This window comes from Pseudomonas sp. MWU12-2029, assembly GCF_023242425.1.
Taxonomy (GTDB): Bacteria; Pseudomonadota; Gammaproteobacteria; order Pseudomonadales; family Pseudomonadaceae; genus Aquipseudomonas; species Aquipseudomonas kribbensis.
The window spans coordinates 486,021-511,145 of sequence record NZ_JALJDY010000003.1 but is presented as its reverse complement, the minus strand read 5'-3'; the positions used below and the strand labels follow the sequence as shown (position 1 = coordinate 511,145).

Sequence of the window (25,125 nt, the reverse complement as noted above, 5' to 3'; positions counted from 1 at the left end):
TGCCGAGTCTCCCTCGAGAACCGCCGGGCGGCGGTTCCGGGCTTTGGTTGAAGGGCTTGCGTTGAAGGGCTTAGCGTTGAAGGAATTGCCGGTTGAAGGGCTAGCGCGCGGCCTGAGCCGTGGTTTTCTGCGCAGCCGCGCGCAGTGGCCGGAAGGCTTCGCGCAGTTCTTCGCTGAACAATTGCGGTTGCTCCCATGCCGCGAAGTGACCGCCCTTGCTGACCTCGCTGAAGTAGGCCAATGACGGATAGGCACGTTGCGACCAGACCTTGGGGGCACGGTAGATTTCGTGGGGGAACACGGTGATCGCCACCGGCACCTTGATGTCCGCAGTCTTTTGCGCGGCGGCACTGAAGTTATTGTTGTTGTTCTCCCAGTAGAAACGGGAGGACGAGGCGCCGCTGTCGGTCAGCCAGTACAGGCTGATGTCATCGAGCATTTCATCGCGGCTCAGCACCTTCTCGGGCTGACCGTCGCTGTCGGTCCAGGCGGCGAATTTTTCATACATCCACGCCGCCGTGCCGGCAGGCGAATCCGCCAGCAGATAACCGATGGTCTGTGGCCGGGTCACCATCATTGCGCCATAGGCCGCGTTGCGCCCGAAGAACTTGCTGAGCGAGTTGAACGCCGTCAGTTCCGGGCCGCTCAGCCCTGCCGGAGCGGGGTCTCCGCCATTGATCGGCTTGACCAGTTCCGGTGGCACCGTGGCTGGCATGTTCAAGTGAATGCCCAGCAAACCGGGCGGTGCCAGACGACCCAGTGCATCAGAGATCACCGAACCGTGGTCGCCCCCCTGAGACACGTAGTGGGTGTAACCCAGGCGTTTCATCAGCACATCCCAGGCCTTCGCCACCCGATCCGGACCCCAGCCGAGTTCGGTCGGCTTGCCGGAAAAACCGTGACCGGGAATCGACGGAATCACCACATCGAACGAGTCCTCCGCCTTGCCGCCATAGGCCACGGGATCGGTCAGCGGGCCGATGGTCTTGAGGAACTCGAATTGCGAACCCGGCCAGCCATGGGTGAGGATCAGCGGCATCGCGTTGGGGTTGCGCGAGCGCACGTGGATGAACTGAATGTCGACGCCATCAATCGTGGTCACAAACTCCGGCAAGGCGTTGAGTTTCGCCTCTGCCTTGCGCCAGTCATAACCGCTGCCCCAGTACTTCACCAGGGCCTCGACCTGCGCCAGTTGCACACCCTGGGACACGTCGTTGACCGTTTCCTTGTCCGGCCAACGGGTGTCGGTGATGCGTTTGCGCAGATCAGTCAATTTCGCTTCATCCACATGAACGTGGTACGGGCGAATGGCTTGCGACTGATCGGTTGTCGGGCCGGTGGCCCAGGCGCCGCTGCTGCCTGCCAGCACGGCAAGGCCCAGGGCCCCTCTTCTGATGGCTGACGCCAGGCAATGGCGCCATGTGGAACCGCACGTAACCGCAACCATGTTGGATCTCCTTGTAGTCATTATTCGAAAGGCATCGCCAATCGGATCAGACCACCCCGCCACCCTCGCAGCGATTACACGATGGTGTCGGTCGATACCTTGGTATGAGGCGCAAAATCGCGCTCGAATTCAGCAGTGGTTAACGGGCAAAATGCGGCGGGGATATGGCTCGGCGAGCCGGCCCATTCGAATGACCTGGCAGAACAAGGATTGCGGATGCGTGGGGAAACAGCGCTCGAACGCCCGTGCGGCACGTCATCGACCACTTCGCAGTGGTGGGTGATCGGGCTGTGCATGCTGTTCAACGTGATCGACGGTCTGGACGTGATGGCCATGGCCTTCACTGCCAGCCGGGTGTCAGCGGAGTGGACATTGAACGGCGCGCAAACGGGCCTGTTGTTGAGCGCCAGCCTGGTCGGGATGGCGCTCGGTTCGCTGCTGGCCGCGCCCAGGGCCGACCGCTTCGGGCGCAGGCCGTTATTGCTCGCCGGCCTGCTGCTCGGCGGACTGAGCATGTTGCTGTCGTTCTGGAGCCAGGATCATCACGTATTGATGCTTTTGCGATTGCTGACCGGCATCGGCACGGGGGCGGTGCTGGTGGGGGCGAACGTGCTGACGTTCGAGCACGCCAGCGCGCAGCGGCGCAACCTGGCCATCGCGTTGCAATCCCTCGCCTTCGCCATGGGCGCCAGCCTGGGCGGGGTGCTGGCTCACGTATTGAATGATTTCATGGGCTGGCGGTATGTCTTTCTCGCGGGGGGTTGTATCACGCTGGCGGCGGCGTTGGCGGGTGTCTTCTGGCTGCGAGAGTCGCCGTCATTTCTGGCACTTGAACGCCGTGGGCCTGTCGCTCCAACGTCGCCTGACAAGGCAATCCGACCGTTTTCATCCGGTCAATGGCAACAGACCACGTCGCTGGCGCTGGCACTCTTTCTGTTGATGTTCTGCTTTTACTTCGTGATGAGCTGGACCCCGAGTCTTCTGGTTCTTAACGGTTTTACCGATCGGCAAGGCGCGCGGATCGGTGTTCTGTTGGCGTCGGGGGGCATGCTCGGCGCCCTGTTGTTGGGACTGGCGGCCAATCGGTATGGCTGCCGGCGATTGTCGTCGGGGTTCCTGCTGCTCAACGCCGCCCTGCTACCACTGATGGTGCCGGCCTCGCACGTGCCCGGTCTGGCCGCGCTCGTGGCCGTCACGCTTGGCCTGATGCTCAACGGTGCGGTCGCCGCCCTGTATGTCCTGGCCCCTCAGGCGTTCTGCACGTCAGTCCGTACGACCGGCGTCGGCGTGGTGCTGGCGATGGGGCGCCTGGGGGCGATCATTTCGCCGATAGTCGCCGGTTTTCTGCTGGATGCCCGATGGACCGCGCAAGAGCTGTTCACGTTCTTCGCCGGCAGCCAGCTGTTGGCAGCGCTGCTGATCTGGCGTGGCACTAAGGAACAATGATCAGCTTGCCCGTCGTATTGCGCGACTCGATATCGCGATGGGCCTGCTGCGCGCCGTCCAGTGAATAACGCTGGCCGATGAAGGTTTTCAGTTTGCCGGTGCTGACCCACGCGAACAGTTGCCGGGACTTCTCCAGCAGGAGCTCGCGGTTGCGCACGTAGTGCATGACCGAGGGATACGTCAGCTTGATACTGCGCGGCACACTGAAGATATCGATCGGCGGGATCGGGTCCATGAACGGCCCGTACAAGGCCAGGGTGCCGAAATGGTCCAGCAGGTTCAACGATTCGGCGAAGCCCTCCGCGCCCGTCCCGTCGTACACCACATTCACTCGCTGCCCCTCCGTCAGGCGCATGACCTGTCCGGCAATGTTGTGCGCACGCCCGATCACTACGTAGTCGGCCCCGGCCGCGAGCACCGCCTCCACCTTGTCGGCGTGAGACACCCGGCCAATGGCCTTGCCGCCCCGCAGCTTGATCAACTGAGTCAGCATCAGCCCCACGCCCCCCGCCGCCGCGTGCACGAATGCCACATCGCCCGGCTGGATCGCATGCACCTTGTCCACCAGATTGCTGGCGGTCAGGCCCTGCATCATCAGGCTGGCGGCGGTGCTGAAGTCGATCTCGTCCGGCAACGGCACCAACTGACTGACCGGGGCGATCACCTGTTCGGCGTAGCTGCCCGGCACGTAATGCCAGGCCACGCGGTCACCGACAGCGAACTCCGTCACCTGCGGACCGGTGGCCAGAACGACACCGGCGCCTTCCGCACCCGGCGTCAGCGGCAGCTCCCAGGCAGCGCCGAGGCCGCGACGGACACCGGTGTCCATGAAATTGACGCCCGCCGCCATGACCCTGACCAGGACTTGTCCGGGTCCCGGTTCAGCCAGTTGAATGTCCTGAACCGTCAAGACTTCGGGCCCGCCAAAGGCCTGGATCACGACTGCTTTCATTGTGTTCTGCCCTGCCACAGGGACGACCTGTCCTGCTGCCGAATGGGTGGCAGAAGCGCGGACGTCACGTTGTCTTCATTCAATCGCCGGAGGACGTTGAAACCAGCGCCAAGGGTGGCCGGGTGGTGTATCCGCGCAGTTTCGCGAACAGGCTCATTTGCATGCTTGTGTGGCTTGAGGGGCCGTAGATACAGTGGCTTACAAAAGCCCCGGGCCGTCTGTGACGCGCATCGCAATGCGTGAGGGCGGCCGATATTCGCGGAAAGCGACACCAAAGTATGATGGGCGAGTGCCATCAGAAGGCGCATCTTTGTTCAACGGTGACTGCACAATGAGAATCGACATGGCGAACGAGCGGGAGCGCGTCATCGAAGACGGTCCAGGCCACGTCAATGACAGGGGCCTGCCAATGCCTGAGGCCGACTCGATCATCGACAGCATTCCGGCCATGGTCGCCTTCATGACACCGTCCGGTGAACTGGAGCAGGTCAACCGGCAAATCCTGGACTACATCGGCATCCCGCTCGATGAACTGAAAAACTGGCAGGCCAGCGACACCGTGCACCCGGACGATCTGCCATCGGTCGGCGCGGCGTGGATGCACTCGGTCGGCACCGGCACACCCTACGATATCGAGCATCGGATTCGGCGCGCCGACGGTGTCTATCGCTGGTTTCATGTGCGCGGCCTGCCGGTCAAAAACAGCGAAGGCACCATCACTCGCTGGTGCGTGTTGCAGGTCGATATCGACGAGCGCCGACGGGACAAGGTCTTGATCGCCAAAGCCCTCGCGGAGGTCAGCAGCTCGGAGGAGCGCCTGCGCGGCATCATCGATGCCGTTCCCGGGTTCGTCTGGAGCGCTTCCCCCGAAGGCAGTGTCGGATTCGTCAACCGGCGGTGGTGCGATTACACCGGCATGTCGCTCGAAGAGGCGTGCGGCGATGGCTGGGTGGCATCGATCCATCCCGACGACGCCCCCGGACTGGGCGGTTACTGGCAGGCGCTTCTGCACTCGGGCAATGCCGGTGAGTACGAGGCTCGTCTGAAACGCTTCGACGGGCAATATCGCTGGTTTCTGATTCGCGCCGTGCCCCAGCGTGACGAGGCGGGCCGGATTGTGCGCTGGTATGGCGAAAATACCGACATCGAAGACCGCAAGCAGGCGGAAGCCTTTCTGGCCAAGGCCCGTTCCGAACTGACGCATCTGGCCAGAGTCGCCAGCCTGGGCGCAGTCACCGCGTCCATTGCCCATGAGGTCAATCAGCCGCTGGCCGGCATCATCACCAACGCCAGTACCTGTCTGCGCATGCTCGGCGCCGATCCGCCGAATGTCGACGGAGCCCTGGAAACCGCGCGCCGCACCATTCGCGACGGCAATCGGGCCGCCGATGTGATCAACCGCTTGCGAGCGTTGTTCTCGAAAAAAAGCATCACGATTGAAAACGTCGACCTCAATGACGCCGCACGGGAAGTCATCGCCATGCTGCTGGGCGAGCTGCAACGCAACGGCGTGGTGCTTCATCCTCGATTCGCCGAAGCCCTGCCGCCAGTCAGGGCCGACCGGGTCCAGCTTCAACAGGTGATCCTCAACCTGATCATGAACGCTGTCGAGGCCATGAGCAGCATCACCGGTCGCTCCAGAGACTTGATCGTCAGCACCGGCCAGGAGCAAGACCGGAGCGTTTATCTGGCGGTGAAAGACAGCGGCACCGGGGTCGATCCACAGGACATGGAACGGATTTTCAATGCCTTCTACACCACCAAAAGCTCGGGCATGGGGGTCGGTCTGTCGATCAGTCGCTCCATCATCGAACACCACGACGGGCAACTCCGGGCCTCTGCCAACGACGGCCCGGGTGCGACGTTCGCCTTTTCAATCCCGTATGCCGACAACCGCGAGGCCTGTGATCGCGTCATGGAGAATCACTGATGGGTAAGTACTTGCTCGTATCGGTTGTCGATGATGACGAGTCGGTTCGTGAGTCGCTGCCTGACCTGATCAGGGAGTTCGGATTCGCTGTCCAGGCGTTCGCCTCGGCGCAGGCGTTTCTGGCCTCGCCTTATCTCGGCCTGACCGATTGCCTGATTCTCGATGTGGCCATGCCAAGTATGTCCGGGCCGGATCTGCACAAGGAACTGCTGCGGCGCGGCTATCGCATCCCGGTGATTTTCATCACCGCTCACGCCGACGCCAGCCAACAGGCAAAGCTGTTGAACACCGGCGCGGTGGAGTGCCTGTTCAAGCCTTTCAGTGAAGCGCAACTGATCAAGGCCCTGAGCGCTGCCCTGCCCCTCGACTGAACGCGAAGCGGTAAAGAAAAGGAATCGACATGTTGAACTCGAATCACACAGTGTCCCCCGGCCACGGAGCATTTCCGATGAGTGATGTCACGCCTGTGGTGTTCGTTGTGGATGACGACGTCTCCGTGCGCGAGTCGCTGGAGCTGATGATCCGATGCGCCGGCTGGCAGCCACGACTCTTCGAATCCGCGCAGGACTTTCTCGCCGAGCCCCGCGCGCGGGTACCCAGTTGTCTGGTACTGGATATCAACCTGCCTGACTTGAACGGTCTGGATCTACAGACGTCACTGGCTGACGAGCGCTACAACATGCCGATCATCTTCATCACCGGGTACGGAGACATTCCGCGCACGGTGCGGGCCTTGAAAGCCGGTGCGGTGGAGTTTCTGACCAAGCCGTTCAACGATGATGAGCTGCTGACCGCCATGGGCGATGCGCTCGAAGGCAGCCGTGCGGCTCTGGAGGGGGAAAAAGCCCTGCGCTCCGTGCTTGAGGCCTACAAGACCCTGACGCCCCGCGAACAGGAAATCATGGCCGCAGTGGTCAGTGGTCGTCTGAACAAACTGATCGCCGCAGACCTCGAAATCAGCGAGATCACGGTGAAGGCCCACCGGGGCAAGGTCATGCGCAAGATGAAGGCCCGTTCGCTGGCGGATCTGGTGAAAATGGCGGCGCTGATCACCCCCGCGTGACGCGAAGGCTTTGCCAGAGGCTTTCCAGCCGGCGCAGGTCAAGGGTGTCGAAGCCCTCCGAGACCTGCTCGCGACACGCGTCGAGCAACGCCTTGGCCTGCTCCGCCCTTCCCTGTTTGAGCCAGAGCCTGGCCAGATCCATCGAAGTCCTCAGCTCCCACGCCCAGGCCCCCTGATCGCGGCTCAGCGAGATGGACGCCTCAAGAAGGGTCGTGATGGACTGGACATTTTCGCCATCGATTTCCTTGAGAATTCCGGCCTTGATTCGCAGCAGTTCCGGTAACGCAAAGGCGTCGCCGCTCTGACGACAGTGATCGATGGTGCCGTCGACCAGCATCAGCGCCTTCGCGTGTTGCCCACCCAGAATCAGGCCCTCGGCCAGCGCGATTTCAAACGATGTCGTGAGCAGTTCGTAGCGCATGCCACGCAGCCGCGCCAGGCTTTCCTCCAGCAGCGGCACCGCATCGCCGGGCTGTTCGGCGCGGATCGCAATCGCCGCCCGCAAGCCTTGGGCGGCGGCAATGTAGGGGCCAAGGGCATTGGTCTCGGCCACGGCACTGAACCGTTCAAGGCTGGCGGCCGCTTTCTCCAGGTCGCCGGTCCAGATGTAGATGCACAGAATCCAGACCATGGCGATGCAGTAGGTGACCGGATGCTGCAGCGCCGACGCCTCGGCTTCTATCAGTTCGACCCAGTGCCGGGCCTGATCGGGAAAGCCCTGCAACCACAGCGAACGGGCCAGTGCCAGCCCGGTGCGATTGCGGTGATCGAAGCCGTAGTAGATGGTGTGGCTGGGATGGGACGGCAAACTGTTGCGCAGCGAGCGTTCCAGCTCCTGCCGCGCCAGACGCTGATCGCCCAGCAGATGATGGGAGATGCCGGTCAGCGATGAAGCGATTGCGATGGCCGCCGGCTGATTCAGCAGATTGCCGACCACGGCTGCCTGCTCCGCCCACGCCAGCGAAGATGGGAAATCACCAATGCGTTCGTAGAAAATCTGCAAGCGGCCAAGCAGCCTCAACTGCGACCCGTGGTCAGCCAGCGCAACGGCGATATCCAGCGCCCGGAGCAAGGCCTTCTCGGCCGCTTCGCTGTTGCCCTGAGTGAACATCAGCACCAGCCCGAGCGCCGCCTGCAGTTCCATTTCGGTCGACGTGCCGTAGTACCCCAGTTCGAGCAGTTCCACGGCCCGGGCACACCAGGTCCGGCACTCGACCAGCAAGGAAAAATGCAGGAACAGAGGTGCACTCGCCGCTGCCAGGGGCAACGCCAGGCCCGGATCGCCATGGGGCCCGAAGCTCCACTCCAGAGCACTGCGTACGTTGCCCAACTGACTGGCAAGGCGTGCAAAGTTGCGGAAAAACTCGTCGGGCGAGTTGCCGGGATGGCCCAGCAGATCCATGTAATACGCCGCATGCCTGAAGGCCAGCGAGTTCACTTCGGCGTCGCCCCGGGCCGCCAGTTTTTCCCGGGCGTAGGCGCGTGTCATCTCGAGCAGCCGATAGGAATCCGTCGAATCACTGTGATCGACCGTAACCAGCCCCTTGCACACCAGATCATCGAGGATCGCCGCCACCGCAGGGCCTTCGGACTGAGACTCGGCAACCACCTGAGACGCCGCCTCTTGAGAGAACGGCCCGACAAACACCGACAATCGCTCCAGCGCCAGACGCTCCGGCGCCGACAACAGGTCGTAACTCCAGTCGAGCATGGAACGCAGCGTCTGATGCCGCGGGACCGCCGTCCGGCGCCCCGACCAGCCCAGTGAAAACCGCTCGCCGAGCAAGGCATGCGTGGCCTTCAGGCCGTGGCTGGCAACCCGCATCGCCGCCAGTTCGATCGGCAGGGCCATGCCCTCCAGGCGCTGGCAGATGTCCGCGATCATTTGTCCGCCACCCGCCTCCAGCAGCAACGCCGCATTGCTCGACGATGCGCGCTCGACAAACAGTTTGATCGCTGCGAATGCCAGCAGCTCCTGAGTGGACAGGTGCCGGGGCTCGCGAGGAAACTCCAGCGGATTGAGCCAATGCACGTATTCGCCACGCACCCGCAACGGCTCGCGACTGGTGGCCAGAATGCCCACGTCGGGCGCGCTGTCGCTGATCTGTTCCAGAAGGGTCGAAACGGCGTCGATCAGGTGTTCGCAATTGTCGATGACCAGCATCAGCCGCTGTTCGCGCAAATGCGCCAGCAAAACGAACATCGGATCTTCGGCCTGCACGGCGATTTCCAGCGACCTGGCCAGTGCTGAAGGCACCAGCGTGCTGTCTTCCACCTGAGCCAGGTCGACGAAGCAGACGCGTTCGTAACCCTGGGCGGCGATGCGATGCGCCACCTCGATGGCGAGGCTGGTCTTGCCGACGCCACCGGGACCGACGAGGGTAAACAACCTGGGCTGCTGCAGGTGATCGACGACCAGTTGCAGGTCGGTTTCGCGACCGATCAACTTCGCCCGCGGCGGCAGGCTGCTGGCGGCCCGGAGATGCCCGGTCTCCGTGGGCGTCGGTTGAACCCCGGACAGTTGCCTTTCCAGCGGCGCCACGAAGGCATAACCCACACCCACCTGGGTCGCGATATAACGCGCGTGCTCCTCGCCATCCCCGAGAATCCGCCGCAGGCCCGTCATGTGAAAGCGCAGACTGCCTTCGGCGACCACGCTGTCGGGCCACACCTTTTCGATCAGATCGTACTTGGACAGCACCCGCCCCGGCTGCTCGAGCAAGGCAATCAGCAGATCCAGCGCCCGACCGCCGATTTCCACGGCAACCCCGTTTCTGGTCAGCAGCCGTTTACCTGGAACGACGCAAAACGGCCCGAACACGAACCGGGTCATGAGTGATTCATGCAAAGCGTCTGGAATAGACTCCACGAGGGGCGATCTCACTGGGAAACGAAGGGGGCGTCGCCGGTTGCAAGCCACAGGCGCAGGCCCTTTGCATCATAGGAGTTTTGCACGGTCGTTCAAGCCTGAGATGCACGGAGTGAGAACTTCACCCCGTAATTTCGGCCCCTATGCTCGTAGCCCCCTTCGTTCGCAAATCAATGCCTGCGTCGAACATCAGTCGCGATAGCGTGCAGCCGACTCACTGCGCGACAGATCAGGCATCAGCTTCTGGCGCGCCGCCTCGTAGGCATTCCAGTCGGCGATTTCGGGAAGTGCCGGAATGGTGACGAACTCGCCTTGATCGAGACCGGACAACGCAGCGTCCACCATGTCGTCCGCCCGCATCACAATGGCCTCCGGCAGATGCTCCAGCGGTGTGCCGGCCACGCTCCAGAATTCGGTGGCCGTCGCGCCGGGCAGCACCACCTGGACCCGGACATTTTTGTCCGCCAGTTCATGACGCAAGGATTGGCTGAACGCCAGAACGAAAGCCTTGGAGCCGCCGTAAACACCGTTCAACACCTCCGGTGCAATGGCCACGATCGAGGCAATGTTGATCAGCGTGCCACCGCCACGGGCGACGAAACCCGGGACCGCCGCGTAAGTCAGGCGCATCAGCACGTTCACGTTGAGCGTGAGCAAGTCGTCGAGCTTGTCGACGTCCGACTCCAGCAAAGGATGAGTCGCACCAACCCCGGCATTGTTCACCAGCAGAGAAATGTTGGCGTCCGTTCTGAGGCGATCTTCGACCCGCGCCAGATCGGCTTTTTCGGACAGGTCGGCAGCCAAGACTTCAACGTGACGGCCGGTTTCTTCACTCAGGCGCTTGGCCAGAACATTCAGGCGGTCGCGATTTCGCGCGACCAGGATCAGGTCATGGCCACGGTGGGCCAGGCGTTCAGCGTAAATGGCACCGATGCCGGACGAAGCGCCGGTGATCAGGGCGGTGCCGAGGCGGGATTGAGTCATGTCGAGTCTCCAGGGTTGTGGGAAGTACTGGAGAACAGAATGCGACGGCTTGGCCATATCTCAAATGACGTATATGGTATGGATCCAGGACATCCGAGAAATCACCATGCATCGTATTGGCTACTTGCTCACCGACGGCTTTCAGGTGCTCTCCCTGGCGACTCAAGCCGTTTTCGAGTTCGCCAATCAGATCGCCGAAGCGCCCTTCTACAGCATCGAAAACTTCTCGCCGGACGGCGGCATGGTGCGCTCCTCACTGGGGCTGGCCATGGAAACCCGCCCGCTCGAGGCGCCAGGACTGGCCGATACCTGGATCGTTGTCGGGGTCAACGATCCGGAAAAAACCGACACAGCCTCCGCTGTGCTCGACTTCGTGCGCCAGGCCGGCAACCAGGCGAGGCGCACCGTCGGCATCTGCACCGGCGGCTTCATCCTCGCCGAAGCCGGCCTGCTGACCGGACGCCGCGCCACCACCCACTGGGCCTACGCGCAGGCCTTGCAGAAGCGCCATCCCGAAATCAGCGTCGACGTCGACCGCATCTATATCGTCGACGGCCCCTTCTGGACTTCGGCAGGCATGACCGCCGGCCTCGACCTCGCCGTCGGCATGGTGGAGAAGGACCTGGGCGCCGACGTCGCCCGCTCGGTGGCGCACAAACTGGTGATGCACCAGCACCGTTCCGGCGGCCAGTCGCAGCATTCGGAAATGCTCGACCTCGCCCCCAAGTCCGACCGTATCCAAAGTGCTCTGAACTATGCACGCCAGCATTTGAGCCGACCGCTCAGCGTAGAAGAACTGGCAGGCGTGGCACACCTGAGCCCTCGCCAGTTCACCCGCATATTCAGCGCAGAAACCGGCCAATCCCCCGCCAAAGCCATCGAAGGCCTGCGCCTGGAGGCCGCTCGATTGATGATCGAACAGAGCCGACATTCCCTCGATGTGGTGGCCAGCGAATCCGGCTTTCGTGATCGGCGGCATATGCGTGAAGCGTTCATTCGAGGATTCGGCGTGCCTCCGCAGGCGGTGCGGCGGGATGCGCGGCAAGTGGTGGTCAAGCGGGTGGAAAGTGTAGATATCGAGGACTGACGAGCTGTCACCTTTGTTGGAGCGTTGAAAGGTGCAGGAAAAAAGAAAAATGGCCGAGGTCGTCAGTTACACCTGACAACCTCGGCCATTTACTTTTCGGCTATTGAGCGACAGCCATCAACCGATCACGTCTTCACCTCGACATGATCCAGCGCCTGATTCACCGCCAGCCCTGCGACCATCACCACTTGCGCGATGCCCAGCGCCGTTTTGCGGTGGCCGGGTTCCAGGATCGCGGCGAAGTTGCTGAGCATTTCGCTGGCGGAATCGAGGGATTCGCAGGCGTTGGCCAGGAGGGATTCGCTGTTGTAGGCGGGGTTGGCCAGGAACATGGGATCGTGCTTGGTGTGACTACCCATGATGCGTTGTTGCGGAGTGAGGTAATGATCGAGGGCGCGTTCGGCGGCTTCGTTCAGGGTTCGGGAGTCGGGGAATTGATAGGGGGAAACCGGGTCGGTTTCGGGTGGATTGGGTGTTGGTTTGATCATGGTGAAACTCCATATGGGACTTGAGGAGCCATCACTCTCGCTACCAAACGAGGGGTGGTGGCCATACGAAGGTTGGTAGACCGGCCCATATGGAAAATCCGGCGCGCCCGAAGACGCCCTGCGCATGGCCACCATAAGTCAGATACCGAAAAGGCATCCGCGCTAGGTGACGTTATGCGTCATATGGGGAACCGGGCTACCAAACCCGATCACTGTTTTTCAGTGACCCGGAAACGATAAAACCCGCGCCCCAGACGCACAAGCCGGCGGATTCTGGCGTAGTCGTAGGCAATGACGCAAGGTGATGTAGCCTTGAGGGCGTTACGGGTGGTGTCTTTTAAACGGTGATTGAGGGGGATGGTTAAACGGGTGGATCAAGTCGGCCCTCGTCCTTTGTTTTTTGATCGGCTGCTTTCGGCCAAATGCGGTCATTCCGCCTTTCTTCGAAACAGTGGCAATTCAGTCACCGGCAGGGCTTGAGAACTGTACGCTGCGAGTTTAGAGGGTATCTATAAAACCCAAATCAATCAGTCTTCACTAGTGCTAAACCCGCTTTTTGGTATTGCAAAAGGTTCAATCAAGGGCCGGTGGTATGCAGCGGATAATTCCTAGCTATTGCAACTAATGGAAGAGTTGAGGCCTCAGCAGCAGGTCCGATGACAAACTCACCGTGAAGATGTGCGACTTCTAGCATGACCTGCCCCTCGGGGCTAACTAGCAGAACCGGTTGTCCCCTGCCTATCTTGATTGCCCGCTTCAGATAGCGAACACCGTAAATTACTTCATAACCAAGTTCGGCCAAAAAACCTACGACATCCTCATCACCAAAGCTGGCGTGCTTCTTGACGTTAGCAGCCGTTGTTATCACTCTCAGATTCCAAGGTATGTGTAGTCCGCAGACCTTTTTACCTTGGAGCGGAATGATGTGATCAACGTCATGCTTAATACCAGTCTCGGCTGACAGCCGCCTAGCCTCCGTGTAAACAGCATCAATCGCCTTATGATCAGCCCATAGGGGCGTAGCGTACTTCAATGCTGTCCTGCGCACTTGGGCATTCCACTTCAGCACGTCCTTGCGTCTTTGCACTCTTAACAAGGCATCTGCGTCCCCAGTGGCAGCCCGAAGCACATCATCTCGTTCGAACTGTCGCATGGCGTCATTTCCTATAGCTCAGACCGCGCCCAGCGCAGTCTGCTGATCGCTTTGAATTGACTGATACCGACTGAGCCACGTTCGTTTCGAGCCTTTGACCCAGGCCTTGTCAGTAACGCCTCAACCGCAGAGCGATCCGCTTCAAAAATCTGGAAAGCGTTGTAATCCACGTCGAGAAGAACCAGTAAAACAGTATCGAAGGGTTGCCTTAAATCGATTGATCCCACTCGGCCGCTTCGCATTCGTGGGCTGGTGAAATACCGCCCCTTGATTTGAATTCTGACTGTCAGCCCCATCTCTCACTTCTGTCGCGTCGTACCCAGCTTGCCTAGCCAGTTCCAACTCGACGTTGAGGTGCCGAGCTGCCTCGTACTCTGCGATTTCCCCAGTCACACCCAGCGGTTTGCGAGTGAGTTGGTAATAACGGCGAGCCAAAACCTTGATGTCTCGAAGGATCTGGTACACCTCATCGGCGTCCTCCATGCGACTTTCCTATCGTTGGCCTTGGTTCATTAGCCTGATTGTTTAGATTTGATCAGGGGCTTTCGCCTAGTCGTTAATCTTTTCAACAACTGGGACATTCCCCCAATATCCCGCAAATACGCAATCGCGCATGACGGGCCAAAGTACGCGATTAACGTACTCTCGATCATTAACTCTCCACGTAGCGACACGGGAACGTTGTAGGTAGTCCGTGACGTCTTGCGATGCAGTAAATTTGCTGCCTGCTGATCGCCATTTTTCACAATCGTCATCAAATCGAATTTTGCGCAAATGCAAGACGTCCATCGGTTGCTCTGGTATTGGCGAGGTAAGTGCCTTTTCTTCCGTGCCAGATGGCATCGGTGGTTCGGCAGCGGCTGATACATTGCAGCCTGCTGCAATCGCCAAAATGAGCGCTACAAACATCCGTTTCATGTTTTTTTCCTATTTAATCCGGCTTACAGATCAGGCCTACTTTCTTGGCCTCTTCGCGGGCAGCCTTATAGCCATCCAACGAGTACGCCGGCCACCCGGAGGGCATGCAAAACCCCTGACGGCGCTCCTAGGATCGGAACTGCGCATGCCAGCCATCGTTACGGTCGAAAACCCAGCCGAATAGTCCAGTAGCTTGAAACTGGTCGTATGTGATATCGATGATGAAATCACCGACCTCAAACCATGCGTGGGTCGCTCCGTCTTTCAACTTTGGGTGACGTGTACCGCAGACGTACTCCCCTTCATACTGAAGCGTTTCCCAAACTACTCGCCCCAAAATGTCGGAAGCGACCCCGCACGCGCCTGAGGGAAATCCGTTAAAGGTTGAGCCCTTTGCATCAACGAGGCTAATGAGCCCAACCCTGCACGCAAGGGCCACCTTCTCAAGCTCTGTCCTGATTGCATTCATGGTCTAATCCGTGTTCGAGCCCTTTGGCTTCGAGTCAAGTTCTTTAGACCTGATCAAGGCATCCAAATTTGGCACGACATTGGCGTCGAGGTGATCCTGCATTTGCTGGCTCAGATGGTGCTCGCTGGGAATACTAATGCCCTCTTGCTTCGCCCATTCCCGCAAAACGCCCAGCAATACCATGCTGACGGTCTGACCATCATCCATGTACTGGAGCAGGAAAGCCTTTAGCCTTCCCCGTCCTTCATCGGAATGCAGGTCAAGACCTCCGGGCACATCATGTAGCCGATGCGCGATGACGTTGCGATACAGGAGGAAGCGATCCAACTTGTCGTCGAAGGTGGGATGAAGGTCTACCCGCTTCCGCAGCGCATTGAGCAGTTGTCCCAAAGTGGCTTTTGAATGTCGCTCAAGCAGCATCTGAAGCTGTTCCACAGTTTGCAGTGGCTCGCCGTGCAATGGAAACGTTAGGCAGCTGCTCAACAGATGCTCAACACCCTGCCCCGTGATCACCGCAAGGCCCAATGTCTTCAGCACATCGTCCTGCACAGGCTTATAGCCCGATTGCGCTTCATCTTTCATGATCAAGTCAGTCCTTGATGTGCTGGAAGCCAAAGCGGCAGCGTCTACGGCCTCAGCCCCACAGATGCGGGACTTGGGCGAGAATTTCCTGTAACCAGGATTACCCTGCGTAGCGCTCCCATTTTTGGATTGCTGCTCTTGCTTCTACCTAGTCGACGCCGCTTACCAATGAATCATTAAATGCCAAGTGGGCATCCATGTAGCGGTCAAAATCTTTCTCCGGAACACTATTTTTTTCCCATTTTTTCGAACCACTTGTAACGTAGTCCGATGATCGACTTGCTCACCGCTTCCCATGTCCGAAGCTACCCGGCAGGCGTGCCCACGAGTCGAGCATATCAACACGCTTTGGCGCCTTCTTCTTCGTAGCAACAGGCTTCACCGGCACTTTTGCTTTAAATTTCGCTCCTGCAAACTCTTCCACACTTACCTTAAAGCTCATATGCGTATTGGGAGGTTTCCCGCTCCTTGCGAAGACGGTTCCCACCGGCCCCATTTTGCTTGTTAGCCCAAGGCGTTCACAGATCCATGCTGAAACGAACAGCTTGAAGTCACGACCTTCGAATACGTTCACCAATGCACCAAGAAGGGTGTAATCACCATGCTTCTCCGAATGCTCTATACAGTACGTAAGCGCCTGGCTATACAGGTAGGACATGAGAACCTTCTTTTCGTCGAGAAGTGTTCGTACAGTGCCTTTGCTCAGGGCTGCGATTTGTTTATATGAGTCCTTCATACTGCTTCCAGCTCCTGCCGTTCGTGTATTGAAGTCAATTAAACCTAAAAAGCAGGGTTTTGAATCGTCCATTGTTTCGTAGGCAAACCATAACTCAATTTTTGCCAGAAGCCACGAGGGCTGATGGTCAGCTTTTGGCCGGTTAGCGACCCTTCCCCCGGTCAGCCATCCTTGTCCTTTGACACGTGGAGGACTCGTCATGAACATCTTCGCTACCTGCAGCCGCCAGCCTTGGAACAAAGGAAAACTGGTCGGGCAGAAAGCTCCACTCAGACTGAAAGATATCTGGGCCATCCGGGTAGGCTTCAAATTGCAGAACGAACCCGTGATCTTGCGCTCTTCGATCTGGCCATCGACAGCAAGCTTCGGGCCTACGACTTAACCAAGCTTCGTGTGCGCGACGTCGCCCATGGCGAGCACGTATCACCACGCGCCATGGTGATGCAGCAGAAAACGCTGCGGCCAGTGCAATTCGAGATCACCGAACAAACACGGTTTGCTATCGCGGCCGGGATACACCAGGCCCAACTCCGGAGCGAGGACTGCCTTTTTCCGAGCCAGCTGCATACCTCAGACCATCTATCAACACGTCAATACGCACGTATCGTCAAAGGCTGGGTGGAAGCAGTTGGCCTTGATCCAGCAATGTATGGCACTCACACAAAGAGACGTACGAAGGCATCGCTGATCTATCGCAGGACGAAGAACCTGCAAGCGGTTCAACTGCTGCTTGGCCATACGAAGCTGGAGAACACCGTTCGATATCTGGGAATTGAAGTCGACGACGCCCTAAAGATGGCGGAACAGACCGAGGTTTGAATATGCATAGCGACGGTTGAGCCCTGACCGTTGCTAACCGGCCAAAAGTGGACATTCTGGAGCGACGGCTGTTGGCAAAGAGCAGTCACTCACTGGCAATAGAGTTATTTTTGGACTTCCCCGTCATCATCAATATCGTGGTCTACTCTGATTACTCCCGATCAATAACAAGCTACGGCTAAACGGGGTACGTTATTCGTGCATATTTCAAAGTTACAACTCGTCAACTACCGGAATTTCGAATGCGCGAATGTAGTCTTCAACAAGGGCGTTAACACGATCATAGGCGAGAACGGGTCAGGCAAGACAAACCTGTTCCGGGCGTTGCGTCTTTTGCTAGACGACACACTGCTGCGCGCGGCATATAGGCTCGACGAGAAGGACTTCCACCGGGGCCTTGGTGACTGGCGCGGTCACTGGATAGTCATTAGCCTTGAGTTCGATGAGGTATCTCAAGACGAGGCGATTCAGTCCCTCTTTCTCCATGGGACCGGTAACATCGCCGACGGTGCGATCGGCAAAGCAACCTACAACCTTATTTTTCGTCCCAAGGCGGCAGTCCGGCGGATCCTGGCCGACCTTGCCGCCGGCGATACAGCAAGACTCGCTGAGGCACGTTCGAAGATCACCATTTCGGATTATGAAACGATCTTTACCGGCAAAAGCACCGCAAACTTCCTCGATCCCGAAACATATAGGCAACTGGCTGGCGACTTCGACGCGGTAATATTTCCCAAAGAGCTGACGAACCCCGCTATCGGGGGCGTCATCCCGGGCATGCTCTCGATCTCGCGCGAAGTGTGCTTCACCTTCGTGCAAGCACTGCGCGATGTGGTCTCTGACTTCCAGAACAATCGCACCAACCCCCTCCTAACTCTGCTCAAGTGTCGAAGCGGTGAGATCGATCCGCAGAGCTTCGAGCCAATCACCGCGCTCGTTAAAGGGCTGAACGATGCGATCGAGGGTCTACCAGATGTAGGAACCATCCGCACCGATATCCGCGATACCATCACCGATGCGGCAGGTGAGACCTACTCCCCGCGATCACTTTCGATCCGCTCGGACCTGTCCGACGAGGCCGACCGCCTGTTCCAGTCGCTCAAGCTGTTTGTGGGCGAGAACGAGGAAGAATATGAGGGCGCGATTCACGAGCTGAGTCTGGGCGGTGCAAACCTCATCTACCTGACGTTGAAGCTGCTCGAGTTCAAATATCAGAAGCAGAAAGAGTCCTTCGCCAATTTCCTCGTTATCGAGGAGCCGGAGGCGCACATCCATACCCATATCCAGAAAACACTGTTCGACCGGCTGAACTTTGATGACACCCAGATCATCTATTCGACCCATTCGACCCACATATCCGAAGTGAACAACGTCGTGAACATCAACATCCTCGGCCGGCAGGACGGACGATGCGAGGTGTTTCAGCCATCTGCGGGACTTGACGCCGGCCAAATTGGCAATATCCAGCGCTACCTCGATGCGGTTCGCAGCAATCTGCTCTTCGCGAAGAGCGTGGTCCTGGTCGAGGGCGACGCCGAGGAGATCCTCATCCCGATCCTCGTTAAAAAAGTTTTCGGGCTTAGCCTGGACGAGTTGGGGATCAGCCTGATCAACATCCGCAGCACCGGCTTCGAGAATGTTGCGGTGCTTTTCCATAACGAGCGCATCCGCAAGCGTTGCGCGATTATCACCGATCTTGACCGTGCGTTTATCGATACGACCAAGGACATATTCGACAGTGACGATAAGGCGGCCGCAAAGAAGAAGGCACTGGGGTCACAAATCGCTGGACTCCAGCGCGAGGCAGTGCTCAAAGAGTTGTGTGACGGGAATCCTTGGCTGACGGCGCACTTCGCTGACCACACTTTCGAGGTCGATTTCGTCTCCGCCGGCAATGTCGGCACTGTCGTTTCGGTGTTGGGGGACGTCTATAAGGATAGCGGCACCATCGCGACCTCTAAAATGGATCTGGAGTCGGGCGACATCGCACGTTTCGGGACGCGCGTGCTGACGATGGCACGTTACGCAGGAAAGGGGTGGTTCGCCATCATACTGGGGCGAATGATCACGCCAGAAACTGTCATTCCGGATTACATCCTTGATGCCATCTTCCAAGCACATTTCCCGGTGTCCATCCAGACATGGGCGCGTGTGCTGGATTATCGGGTCTCGGTCCTTGCCGAGTCACAACTACACACGGCAGTGGACATCGACGCGATGCGCGCGCAAATCAGACGCTACTATAGCGGCGAGATTGACTTTGCAGGGGTCCGCGCCGAAATGCTACAGACTTTTCCGGGCGACGGCATCAATACGATCCTGGCGAGCTTCTAGATGTTTGTCTGGGACAGGAAAGATCTGAACGATGCCCAAGTCGCAGCCATCGAGCATCCAGGCAGCGTATTCCTCGTTGCCTGCCCGGGCAGCGGTAAAACGAGAACCCTCACCTACAAGATCGCCCGCCTGTTGTCGGAGCTTAAGTCGGAAAAAAAACGCGTCATCGCCATTACCTACACGCACCGGGCTGCGGATGAGATTCACGAACGGATCGAGCAGCTTGGCGTCGATACGAGCCAACTTTGGATTGGCACGATCCACTCCTTCTGTCTCGAATGGATTTTAAAGCCCTACGGAATCTATCACTCGGCGCTAAAGCACGGTTTCCGGGTGATCAATGCTCATGACACCGAACGAATGCACGAGGAACTCTGCAGCGTGGTTCAGGGCACTAAGCTCAGCAGCTTCGACTGCGCATATTATTTCAAGCCGAACGGCTATGTTCTGACATGCAACAAGACCGACAAGCATGAAGCAATTAGAGGAGTTTTGCAGGCATATTGGAAGGCGCTTCGTACCGAGCGCCAGGTCGATTTTGAACTGATCCTCTTCTACGCCTATCAACTCATCAAGAATAATCCGTCGATCAGCGTGCTGCTGGGTTCGATCTTCGAATGCGTACTCCTCGATGAATTTCAGGATACGCGGGAAATCCAATATGCGATCCTCGCGTCGATCCTGAAAGCGTCGAAACGCGGTGCATCCGCCTTCGTGGTAGGCGATCCTAATCAGGCAATCTATGGCTCGCTTGGCGGCTATGCGATTACGGCGGCGGACTTTGGAGCGCAGTGCGGCATCGCCTTCAATGAAATGGAGCTGTCAGACAATTACCGGTCGTCATCGCGCATTGTGAGTTATTTCGGCAATTACAACATCTGGCCTTCGAAGATCGAGGCTGTGGGGAGGGACAAAGACTACGCGAGCGTGGTGTCCTTCGATCACCAGACGCACCGCGACGCGCTGGAGGAAGAGCTTGTAAGGCTCATCAAATTCAACGTCGAAACGCTCGGGATCGCTCAGCATGAGGTCTGTATCGTTGCGCCTTGGTGGGTCCATCTCGCAAGCATGACACGCAGGCTGGTCGCGGCGCTTCCGGCTTATTCTTTCGACGGCCCGGGCATGGTGCCCTTTGCGCGCGACGTCGACAATTTCTGGTACAAGCTAGCTCGGATCATTCTGACGGAGGCGTCCCCTCAGCTCTATGTACGCCGGATGCGATGGGCGGGAGAGATAATCGCTGACCTCAGCGAGGCCGGCGTCGAGGTTCTAGGTTTGGACCGCAAGACACTGCTGCGCGCCTGCAACACCATTACCATCACCGAAACCGATGGCCTTGTCTTCCTCCGGGTGTTCTTCGACCAGCTATGTTCCACTTTAGGAATCGATCGCCACACCTGCGCGGCACTCCAGGAGCATCATGACGCTTTCTTTGAATGCTCGCAGAAGCGCATTGACAAGCTAATCAAGGAAGGCGCTGAGGCAATCACTGAATTGGCAATGTTCAGGAAGGTCTTTGCGGAGCGGACTGGAATTACCGTATCGACGATCCATGGGGTCAAGGGCGCTGAATATGACGCAGTGATCGCCTATGGCCTGCTAGAAGGGATGGTTCCCCATTTCAGCGATCCGAACCAGGCCGAGACAGCTAAGAAGCTGATATATGTGGTGTCGTCGCGGGCCAGAAAGAACCTACATCTGATCTCTGAGCGCGGTCGCAGTCGAGGCTGGAGCGGAGATTATCAACCAACCGACGTACTTGCTGGATGTGCATTCCGATACGACCAGCTTTCTTGACGCGTAAGAATCTAGTCGCGAATGACCGCATGGGTCGCTATCAACGGTTTACAACAGGCAGCTTCTGGCCGAAAGCGGCCGCTGCCTGGCTCTGATGATGGATTGGGACGGTTCTTCAAAAAAAAACCGTGTTTATTGACATTTACGCATTCCAATGCTCGACATGTACCAACTTTGTACCATCGAGTAATAAAAAGCTTTTCTTTCAGAGCCCATGAAGGCATTCTGCCTCTATACCTGCTTGTTTCAAACGGCTAATCGCTATGATGCGGGCAAACCATCAGCAAACACGTCCATTAGAAAAATGAAAAACTTAATTTCAACACTAAGCCTCGGCATCATCTTTCCCACTATACTTTTCTTAGCCTCTCCTTATTGGAGCAGCTTGTTTACAGATAGCAAAAAGCTTGAATACAGGATAGTCAGAAGTATCAACATATCACAAATCGACAAAGAAGACCCCTTAACAAGCGAGCTAAAAGTCGAGTACAAAGGTAAAGAAATACCTAACGGAATGTCCACAACCGTAATCATAGTCAACACCGGACAAACACCAATAAAAAGAGAAGACATCGACACCACAATAAATATCATCACTTCCGGCAGCCCCATTCTTGCCAGCCAAGTAATAAATTCGTACCCTGATGATCTTGCACCTGAAGTTAGCCACAACGAAAATAAAATAATTATCCAACCCTTGCTTCTCAACCCAAATGATTTCATAGCCATCAGCTTTTTGACCGACGGAAAAACTCAAGTAGATCGTATAAGTGCGCGCATAGCTGGAATTGATTCTATTGTCAAAATGCAAGACCGAGCCAAAGAAGGATTTGCCATTAAATACATCGAGCCAGGCGATCGAGAAGGAAGCACACTTGAGCGCAATGTAATTTCAATTTCCGTATCTATAGCGGGAGCAACTGGGCTTGTATTTCTAACTTCGGCACTCTATTTCTTCCTAACAATTCTCAGAGAAAACTCAATAACAAAGGTAGTTCTTCGCCTTATTCTGGCAGTAACACTTGAGTTATCAGCGCTATCAATTTTCACAGTTCCCACAACCTATCTAAACCAAAGTGTCGGACTGACACCAATGGCTGTTATGCTCATTAAATATTCACTATTCGCAATATGCGCAGTCATTGCATTTAAAATCAGAAAGCTATACTACCCACCGCAACAGCCAGCCCATAGTGCCATGTAGTATAACTAATGACACATCAAGCCAGCAGGACTTAGCACAATCGCTAGTACATGCTAATTGTGCTGTAGTAGGAACAGATAAAGGCGCCCAAGCCCCGAATTTTCAGGACTTAAGCGCCTTTTTTGCATTCGGCATTAGTGCGTGCATTGTCATAGACGGGCATGGAATGGCATATGGTTTGCCCCATTTCTGGTCCCCTTTTCTGCTGACGTTTGCCGCGCACCGAAACAAGCCGTCGTTCACTCCTGTGGATAAGGCGCTGCATCTGTCGACTGATGCCAAATAGAACCATGGGCTCGGCTGAGCTCGGCGGAATATCTGTCGCTCAAGATTTCGATGGCTGCTGTATCAAGCGCCTGATCTGAAGAGGAAATCGCCCCACCACAGGTCAGGTACAGGTACAACGCACACAGCACCTCCAGCCTCGGCGAGTCTGACTGCACGGTAAACCTTGAGACATCTACCTCGCTCGCCTCGATTTCGATGTAAGGGTCATCGCTCTCTCTGTCTTTCACATACAGGTATGTCCAAGAGCGGCTGTTCACTGGGTATGAATTACCATCCGTGTCTACGTTTCGCCCAGGGCCATAGAGCAAATCCAGGAAGCACCTGAAGTCGGGCCGCTCGCTAACGACGGTCACTGTGTACATTTGTTCTCCTCAGTCTCGTGCGTATTGTCCGCTTTGGGTCGAAAGCAGCCGCTTTTGGCCGATTTCTGGCTGTCGTGAAGGGCTGCATCCGACTCATGGCTGTGATTAAACTGAGGTAACGAAGCGGGTTTCGAGGCCTACACTTACTGGCGGTAGCGCATTAATCAAAACTACGGCATCGTCGCCCTGGTTAAGATAGATCAATGAGTCACCGGTCTCGAACGTAACTCTGAATCCTGCGAGCCAAGGCTCTTGCCCATTGAAAGAGTCAAGAATTCCCTCAACTGCGCAAATTTTTGTGTTCTCGAGGTGGGTTGCTGATAGAGCTGTAAGCAGGTTTTCCCTTTTCCAGGAGCATGTCACGTTCGGCTCTATCTCGAAGGAAATCGGCGTATCAGAAGGCAACAAGTCCGCGCCTACTCTTGCGCCATCACTCAAGAGATACATGGATAGAAGTTCTCGCTCGCCAAAATGCCACTCTAGAGAACCTATGTCTCCCAGATCCTTCTCGTCGTTGAAATAGTACTGGTCGTGCAGCAGCGCACCCAACCGCTTTCCCAAAAGCGAACGTGCGTTTTGCAGGTCCAGGACAGCTCTTGTAGGGGATGGGGAGTATCGGCTAGACATCGGGCAGCTCTATACAGGTCGAAAGAGAAGCAGATACTACACAAGCGCCGTTACGTCCGCTTCTGGCCGTTTTCTACCCTCCACGAACGGCACAGATCGGCCAGAAGCGGACGTTCGCAAGTGACGACTAACGGCCAGAAGCGGACATTCGAACTCGAGACAATACGATGAATAAGAAAGCAAGAATGACTGCATTTCTGCTCAGTAAAGTAGCAGCCCAACCTGTGCCTGGCCGAACGTTTGACCCTGATCGCATGATCCGAATCCCCGATTGTCATTCAATCGTCGAAGTACTTCGCCTCATCAAACATGGCGGGCCAGAATGGGCACATCGTTACGTCACGATGTACTTTTCCGGTCCATCGAATGCTTGGGCTCTGGTGTACTCGCTTCAGGACACCAGCGCCCCGTACTTTGATTTCATGTACACCTGCAAAGAGCCGCCTCAGAAGGCCCTGTCCGCACTGCTAGGGAAGTATCCACAGTGCTCTGTCATCGACTGGTCCCCCGGACGTCTGGCCTGCATCGAAGCTCAAGGGGTGGATGTTGATACTCTTGCTGAAATAATCCGGGATGTAACTGAAGCGGCTTGGGATGAGCACATCATGTTCGTCGATGCTTCGTATGAGGAAATGGGTAGAGCGTGACCCAAGGGTGGGCGATAAAAAATAAATCCGTCCCCATTTTTATAGCTGTCATTCACTTTCGGTGGGCAAGTCTGCGTGCTTTGTGGCGAAGAGATTGAGGGATGGCTTTATTTTCGGCGCAAAAAGCCAATGTTTCAGTAAGTTCGAAATCCAAAGGAAAGCCATCTTCTAGCCATTGAAGCGCTAGTCCTGCCCAGTATTCGGAATGTGAAACCAATGCCGTGAGCACTAATGGTTGCAGGGAAATCTCGGCAGGCAGCGTGTACTTTTTCTGCAAGATTCTCACCGCGTCAGACAATTCGATTGCCGCGGCTTCGAAAGGCTTTTCAAGCAGTGGCAATAACCAAACATAGCTGAATTCGTCGCTCATCATTTCCCTTCGACTGTTAATGGCGATGGAGTTGCTCTTGGGATCTGGAGCAGCCACTCGACCTAAGATGACCTGTTCTGGCCGGTTGTCGCGTGTCACGATGGGCCGCAATCGACCCATTGCGAATATTGCAGAGATAAAATCACGCTCGCTTAAAAGCAACCTTAATCGCCGCACCAGCTTTACCAGCGAGCAAAGCTATCTCAGGGTCAATGACAACTTCGTTCCAAGACAATTTGGTTGCGACGCACACTATTAAATACAGCTCATGATAACGCCCGCCCAGTTCGGTTGTGATCCAAGCAAGGGCGTCCCCTAAGGTGGCCATCGTGACGGGAATAGAGATATATCGACTTTCGTCCGTCACTCGTATGCCGCCACGACGACATTCGAAGTGAATGGCCAGCCGTTCGTAGGTCTCAATGTCAACCCCATGCACGACGACGAAATAGCTTAAGTAATCGTCTTGGCTCACTGTAGTAATCATATTTTTACAGTCTCTCTCACAGAGCAACTCGTCATTGATGTCATAGCAGATAAACCCCGCTTTTGG

General features: G+C 57.0%; 22 protein-coding genes and 1 pseudogene. 10 read left to right on the top strand and 13 right to left on the bottom strand.

Translation table 11 applies throughout. From position 1 onward, the window contains the following. Positions 1-100: 100 nt before the first annotated feature. Positions 101-1,447 carry an epoxide hydrolase family protein gene (locus M5B44_RS09990; protein WP_248739040.1) on the bottom strand — a complete coding sequence of 449 codons (1,347 nt, stop codon included), beginning with the start codon at positions 1,445-1,447 and terminating at the stop codon, positions 101-103. A gap of 216 nt (positions 1,448-1,663) precedes the next feature. Here M5B44_RS09990 and M5B44_RS09985 point away from each other — a divergent pair, with 216 nt between their 5' ends. Then, positions 1,664-2,893, top strand: a complete 1,230-nt coding sequence (locus M5B44_RS09985; RefSeq protein ID WP_248739039.1) for an MFS transporter — start codon at positions 1,664-1,666, stop codon at positions 2,891-2,893. Here M5B44_RS09985 and M5B44_RS09980 read toward each other — a convergent pair. After that, positions 2,880-3,845 (bottom strand): quinone oxidoreductase family protein, encoded by a 966-nt coding sequence (locus M5B44_RS09980; RefSeq protein ID WP_248739038.1) that lies wholly within the window; start codon positions 3,843-3,845, stop codon positions 2,880-2,882. The two genes, M5B44_RS09985 and M5B44_RS09980, sit on opposite strands and share 14 nt — an antisense overlap. 343 nt (positions 3,846-4,188) lie before the next feature. Here M5B44_RS09980 and M5B44_RS09975 point away from each other — a divergent pair, with 343 nt between their 5' ends. From M5B44_RS09975 to M5B44_RS09965, 3 genes are all read left to right on the top strand, one after another. Then, a complete protein-coding gene (locus tag M5B44_RS09975; protein WP_248739037.1) occupies positions 4,189-5,775 on the top strand; it encodes a PAS domain-containing sensor histidine kinase in 1,587 nt (528 codons plus the stop codon). After that, a complete protein-coding gene (locus tag M5B44_RS09970) occupies positions 5,775-6,146 on the top strand; it encodes a response regulator (RefSeq protein ID WP_192553332.1) in 372 nt (123 codons plus the stop codon). Before M5B44_RS09975 ends, M5B44_RS09970 begins: the two co-directional genes overlap by 1 nt. Positions 6,147-6,223: 77 nt before the next feature. Further along, positions 6,224-6,838 carry a response regulator transcription factor gene (locus M5B44_RS09965; protein WP_134827209.1) on the top strand — a complete coding sequence of 205 codons (615 nt, stop codon included), beginning with the start codon at positions 6,224-6,226 and terminating at the stop codon, positions 6,836-6,838. Here the strand turns inward: M5B44_RS09965 and M5B44_RS09960 are convergent. Together M5B44_RS09960 and M5B44_RS09955 are read right to left on the bottom strand one after the other, a co-directional pair. Then, the gene (locus M5B44_RS09960) at positions 6,825-9,707 is read right to left on the bottom strand and encodes an ATP-binding protein (protein WP_248739036.1); all 2,883 of its coding nucleotides are present in this window, start codon (positions 9,705-9,707) and stop codon (positions 6,825-6,827) included. The genes M5B44_RS09965 and M5B44_RS09960 overlap by 14 nt on opposite strands. Before the next feature lie 189 nt (positions 9,708-9,896). After that, positions 9,897-10,691, bottom strand: coding sequence for an SDR family NAD(P)-dependent oxidoreductase (locus M5B44_RS09955; protein ID WP_248739035.1), 795 nt, complete (start codon positions 10,689-10,691; stop codon positions 9,897-9,899). A 106-nt stretch (positions 10,692-10,797) separates the two neighbouring features. On the opposite strand from M5B44_RS09955, the gene M5B44_RS09950 reads away from it, so the two are divergent. After that, a complete protein-coding gene (locus M5B44_RS09950; RefSeq protein ID WP_248739034.1) occupies positions 10,798-11,778 on the top strand; it encodes a GlxA family transcriptional regulator in 981 nt (326 codons plus the stop codon). Positions 11,779-11,903: 125 nt separating this feature from the next. Here M5B44_RS09950 and M5B44_RS09945 read toward each other — a convergent pair whose 3' ends face one another. The 5 genes from M5B44_RS09945 to M5B44_RS09925 form a co-directional block, all read right to left on the bottom strand. Next, on the bottom strand, positions 11,904-12,266 hold the full coding sequence (locus M5B44_RS09945; protein WP_248739033.1) for a DUF6124 family protein: 363 nt from the start codon (positions 12,264-12,266) through the stop codon (positions 11,904-11,906). Between the two features lie 577 nt (positions 12,267-12,843). Next, positions 12,844-13,419 carry a hypothetical protein gene (locus M5B44_RS09940; RefSeq protein ID WP_248739032.1) on the bottom strand — a complete coding sequence of 192 codons (576 nt, stop codon included), beginning with the start codon at positions 13,417-13,419 and terminating at the stop codon, positions 12,844-12,846. A gap of 549 nt (positions 13,420-13,968) precedes the next feature. Next, a complete protein-coding gene (locus M5B44_RS09935) occupies positions 13,969-14,337 on the bottom strand; it encodes a hypothetical protein (RefSeq protein WP_248739031.1) in 369 nt (122 codons plus the stop codon). A gap of 472 nt (positions 14,338-14,809) precedes the next feature. Then, entirely contained in the window at positions 14,810-15,388 is a 579-nt protein-coding gene (locus M5B44_RS09930) for a hypothetical protein (RefSeq protein ID WP_248739030.1), read from the bottom strand. A 283-nt stretch (positions 15,389-15,671) separates the two neighbouring features. Beyond that, a complete protein-coding gene (locus tag M5B44_RS09925; RefSeq protein WP_248739029.1) occupies positions 15,672-16,331 on the bottom strand; it encodes a hypothetical protein in 660 nt (219 codons plus the stop codon). Here M5B44_RS09925 and M5B44_RS09920 point away from each other — a divergent pair. From M5B44_RS09920 to M5B44_RS09905, 4 genes and pseudogenes are all read left to right on the top strand, one after another. Beyond that, positions 16,324-16,943 (top strand): annotated as a pseudogene (locus tag M5B44_RS09920) (tyrosine-type recombinase/integrase). The gene M5B44_RS09925 and the pseudogene M5B44_RS09920 sit on opposite strands and share 8 nt — an antisense overlap. A 198-nt stretch (positions 16,944-17,141) precedes the next feature. Then, positions 17,142-19,277 (top strand): ATP-dependent nuclease, encoded by a 2,136-nt coding sequence (locus M5B44_RS09915; RefSeq protein ID WP_248739028.1) that lies wholly within the window; start codon positions 17,142-17,144, stop codon positions 19,275-19,277. After that, the gene (locus M5B44_RS09910; protein ID WP_248739027.1) at positions 19,278-21,074 is read left to right on the top strand and encodes a UvrD-helicase domain-containing protein; all 1,797 of its coding nucleotides are present in this window, start codon (positions 19,278-19,280) and stop codon (positions 21,072-21,074) included. A 214-nt stretch (positions 21,075-21,288) separates the two neighbouring features. Further along, positions 21,289-22,278, top strand: a complete 990-nt coding sequence (locus M5B44_RS09905) for a hypothetical protein (RefSeq protein WP_248739026.1) — start codon at positions 21,289-21,291, stop codon at positions 22,276-22,278. Positions 22,279-22,517: 239 nt separating this feature from the next. Here the strand turns inward: M5B44_RS09905 and M5B44_RS09900 are convergent, their stop codons facing one another. Next, the gene (locus M5B44_RS09900; RefSeq protein ID WP_248739025.1) at positions 22,518-22,928 is read right to left on the bottom strand and encodes a hypothetical protein; all 411 of its coding nucleotides are present in this window, start codon (positions 22,926-22,928) and stop codon (positions 22,518-22,520) included. Positions 22,929-23,033: 105 nt separating this feature from the next. Then, positions 23,034-23,477 (bottom strand): hypothetical protein, encoded by a 444-nt coding sequence (locus tag M5B44_RS09895; RefSeq protein WP_248739024.1) that lies wholly within the window; start codon positions 23,475-23,477, stop codon positions 23,034-23,036. A 245-nt stretch (positions 23,478-23,722) separates the two neighbouring features. Between M5B44_RS09895 and M5B44_RS09890 the strand changes: the two genes are divergently transcribed. Then, the gene (locus M5B44_RS09890; RefSeq protein WP_248739023.1) at positions 23,723-24,202 is read left to right on the top strand and encodes a hypothetical protein; all 480 of its coding nucleotides are present in this window, start codon (positions 23,723-23,725) and stop codon (positions 24,200-24,202) included. A gap of 52 nt (positions 24,203-24,254) precedes the next feature. On the opposite strand, the gene M5B44_RS09885 is transcribed toward M5B44_RS09890, so the two are convergent. Further along, entirely contained in the window at positions 24,255-24,671 is a 417-nt protein-coding gene (locus tag M5B44_RS09885; RefSeq protein ID WP_248739022.1) for a hypothetical protein, read from the bottom strand. A gap of 43 nt (positions 24,672-24,714) precedes the next feature. After that, on the bottom strand, positions 24,715-25,047 hold the full coding sequence (locus M5B44_RS09880) for a hypothetical protein (RefSeq protein WP_248739021.1): 333 nt from the start codon (positions 25,045-25,047) through the stop codon (positions 24,715-24,717). Positions 25,048-25,125: the final 78 nt, after the last annotated feature.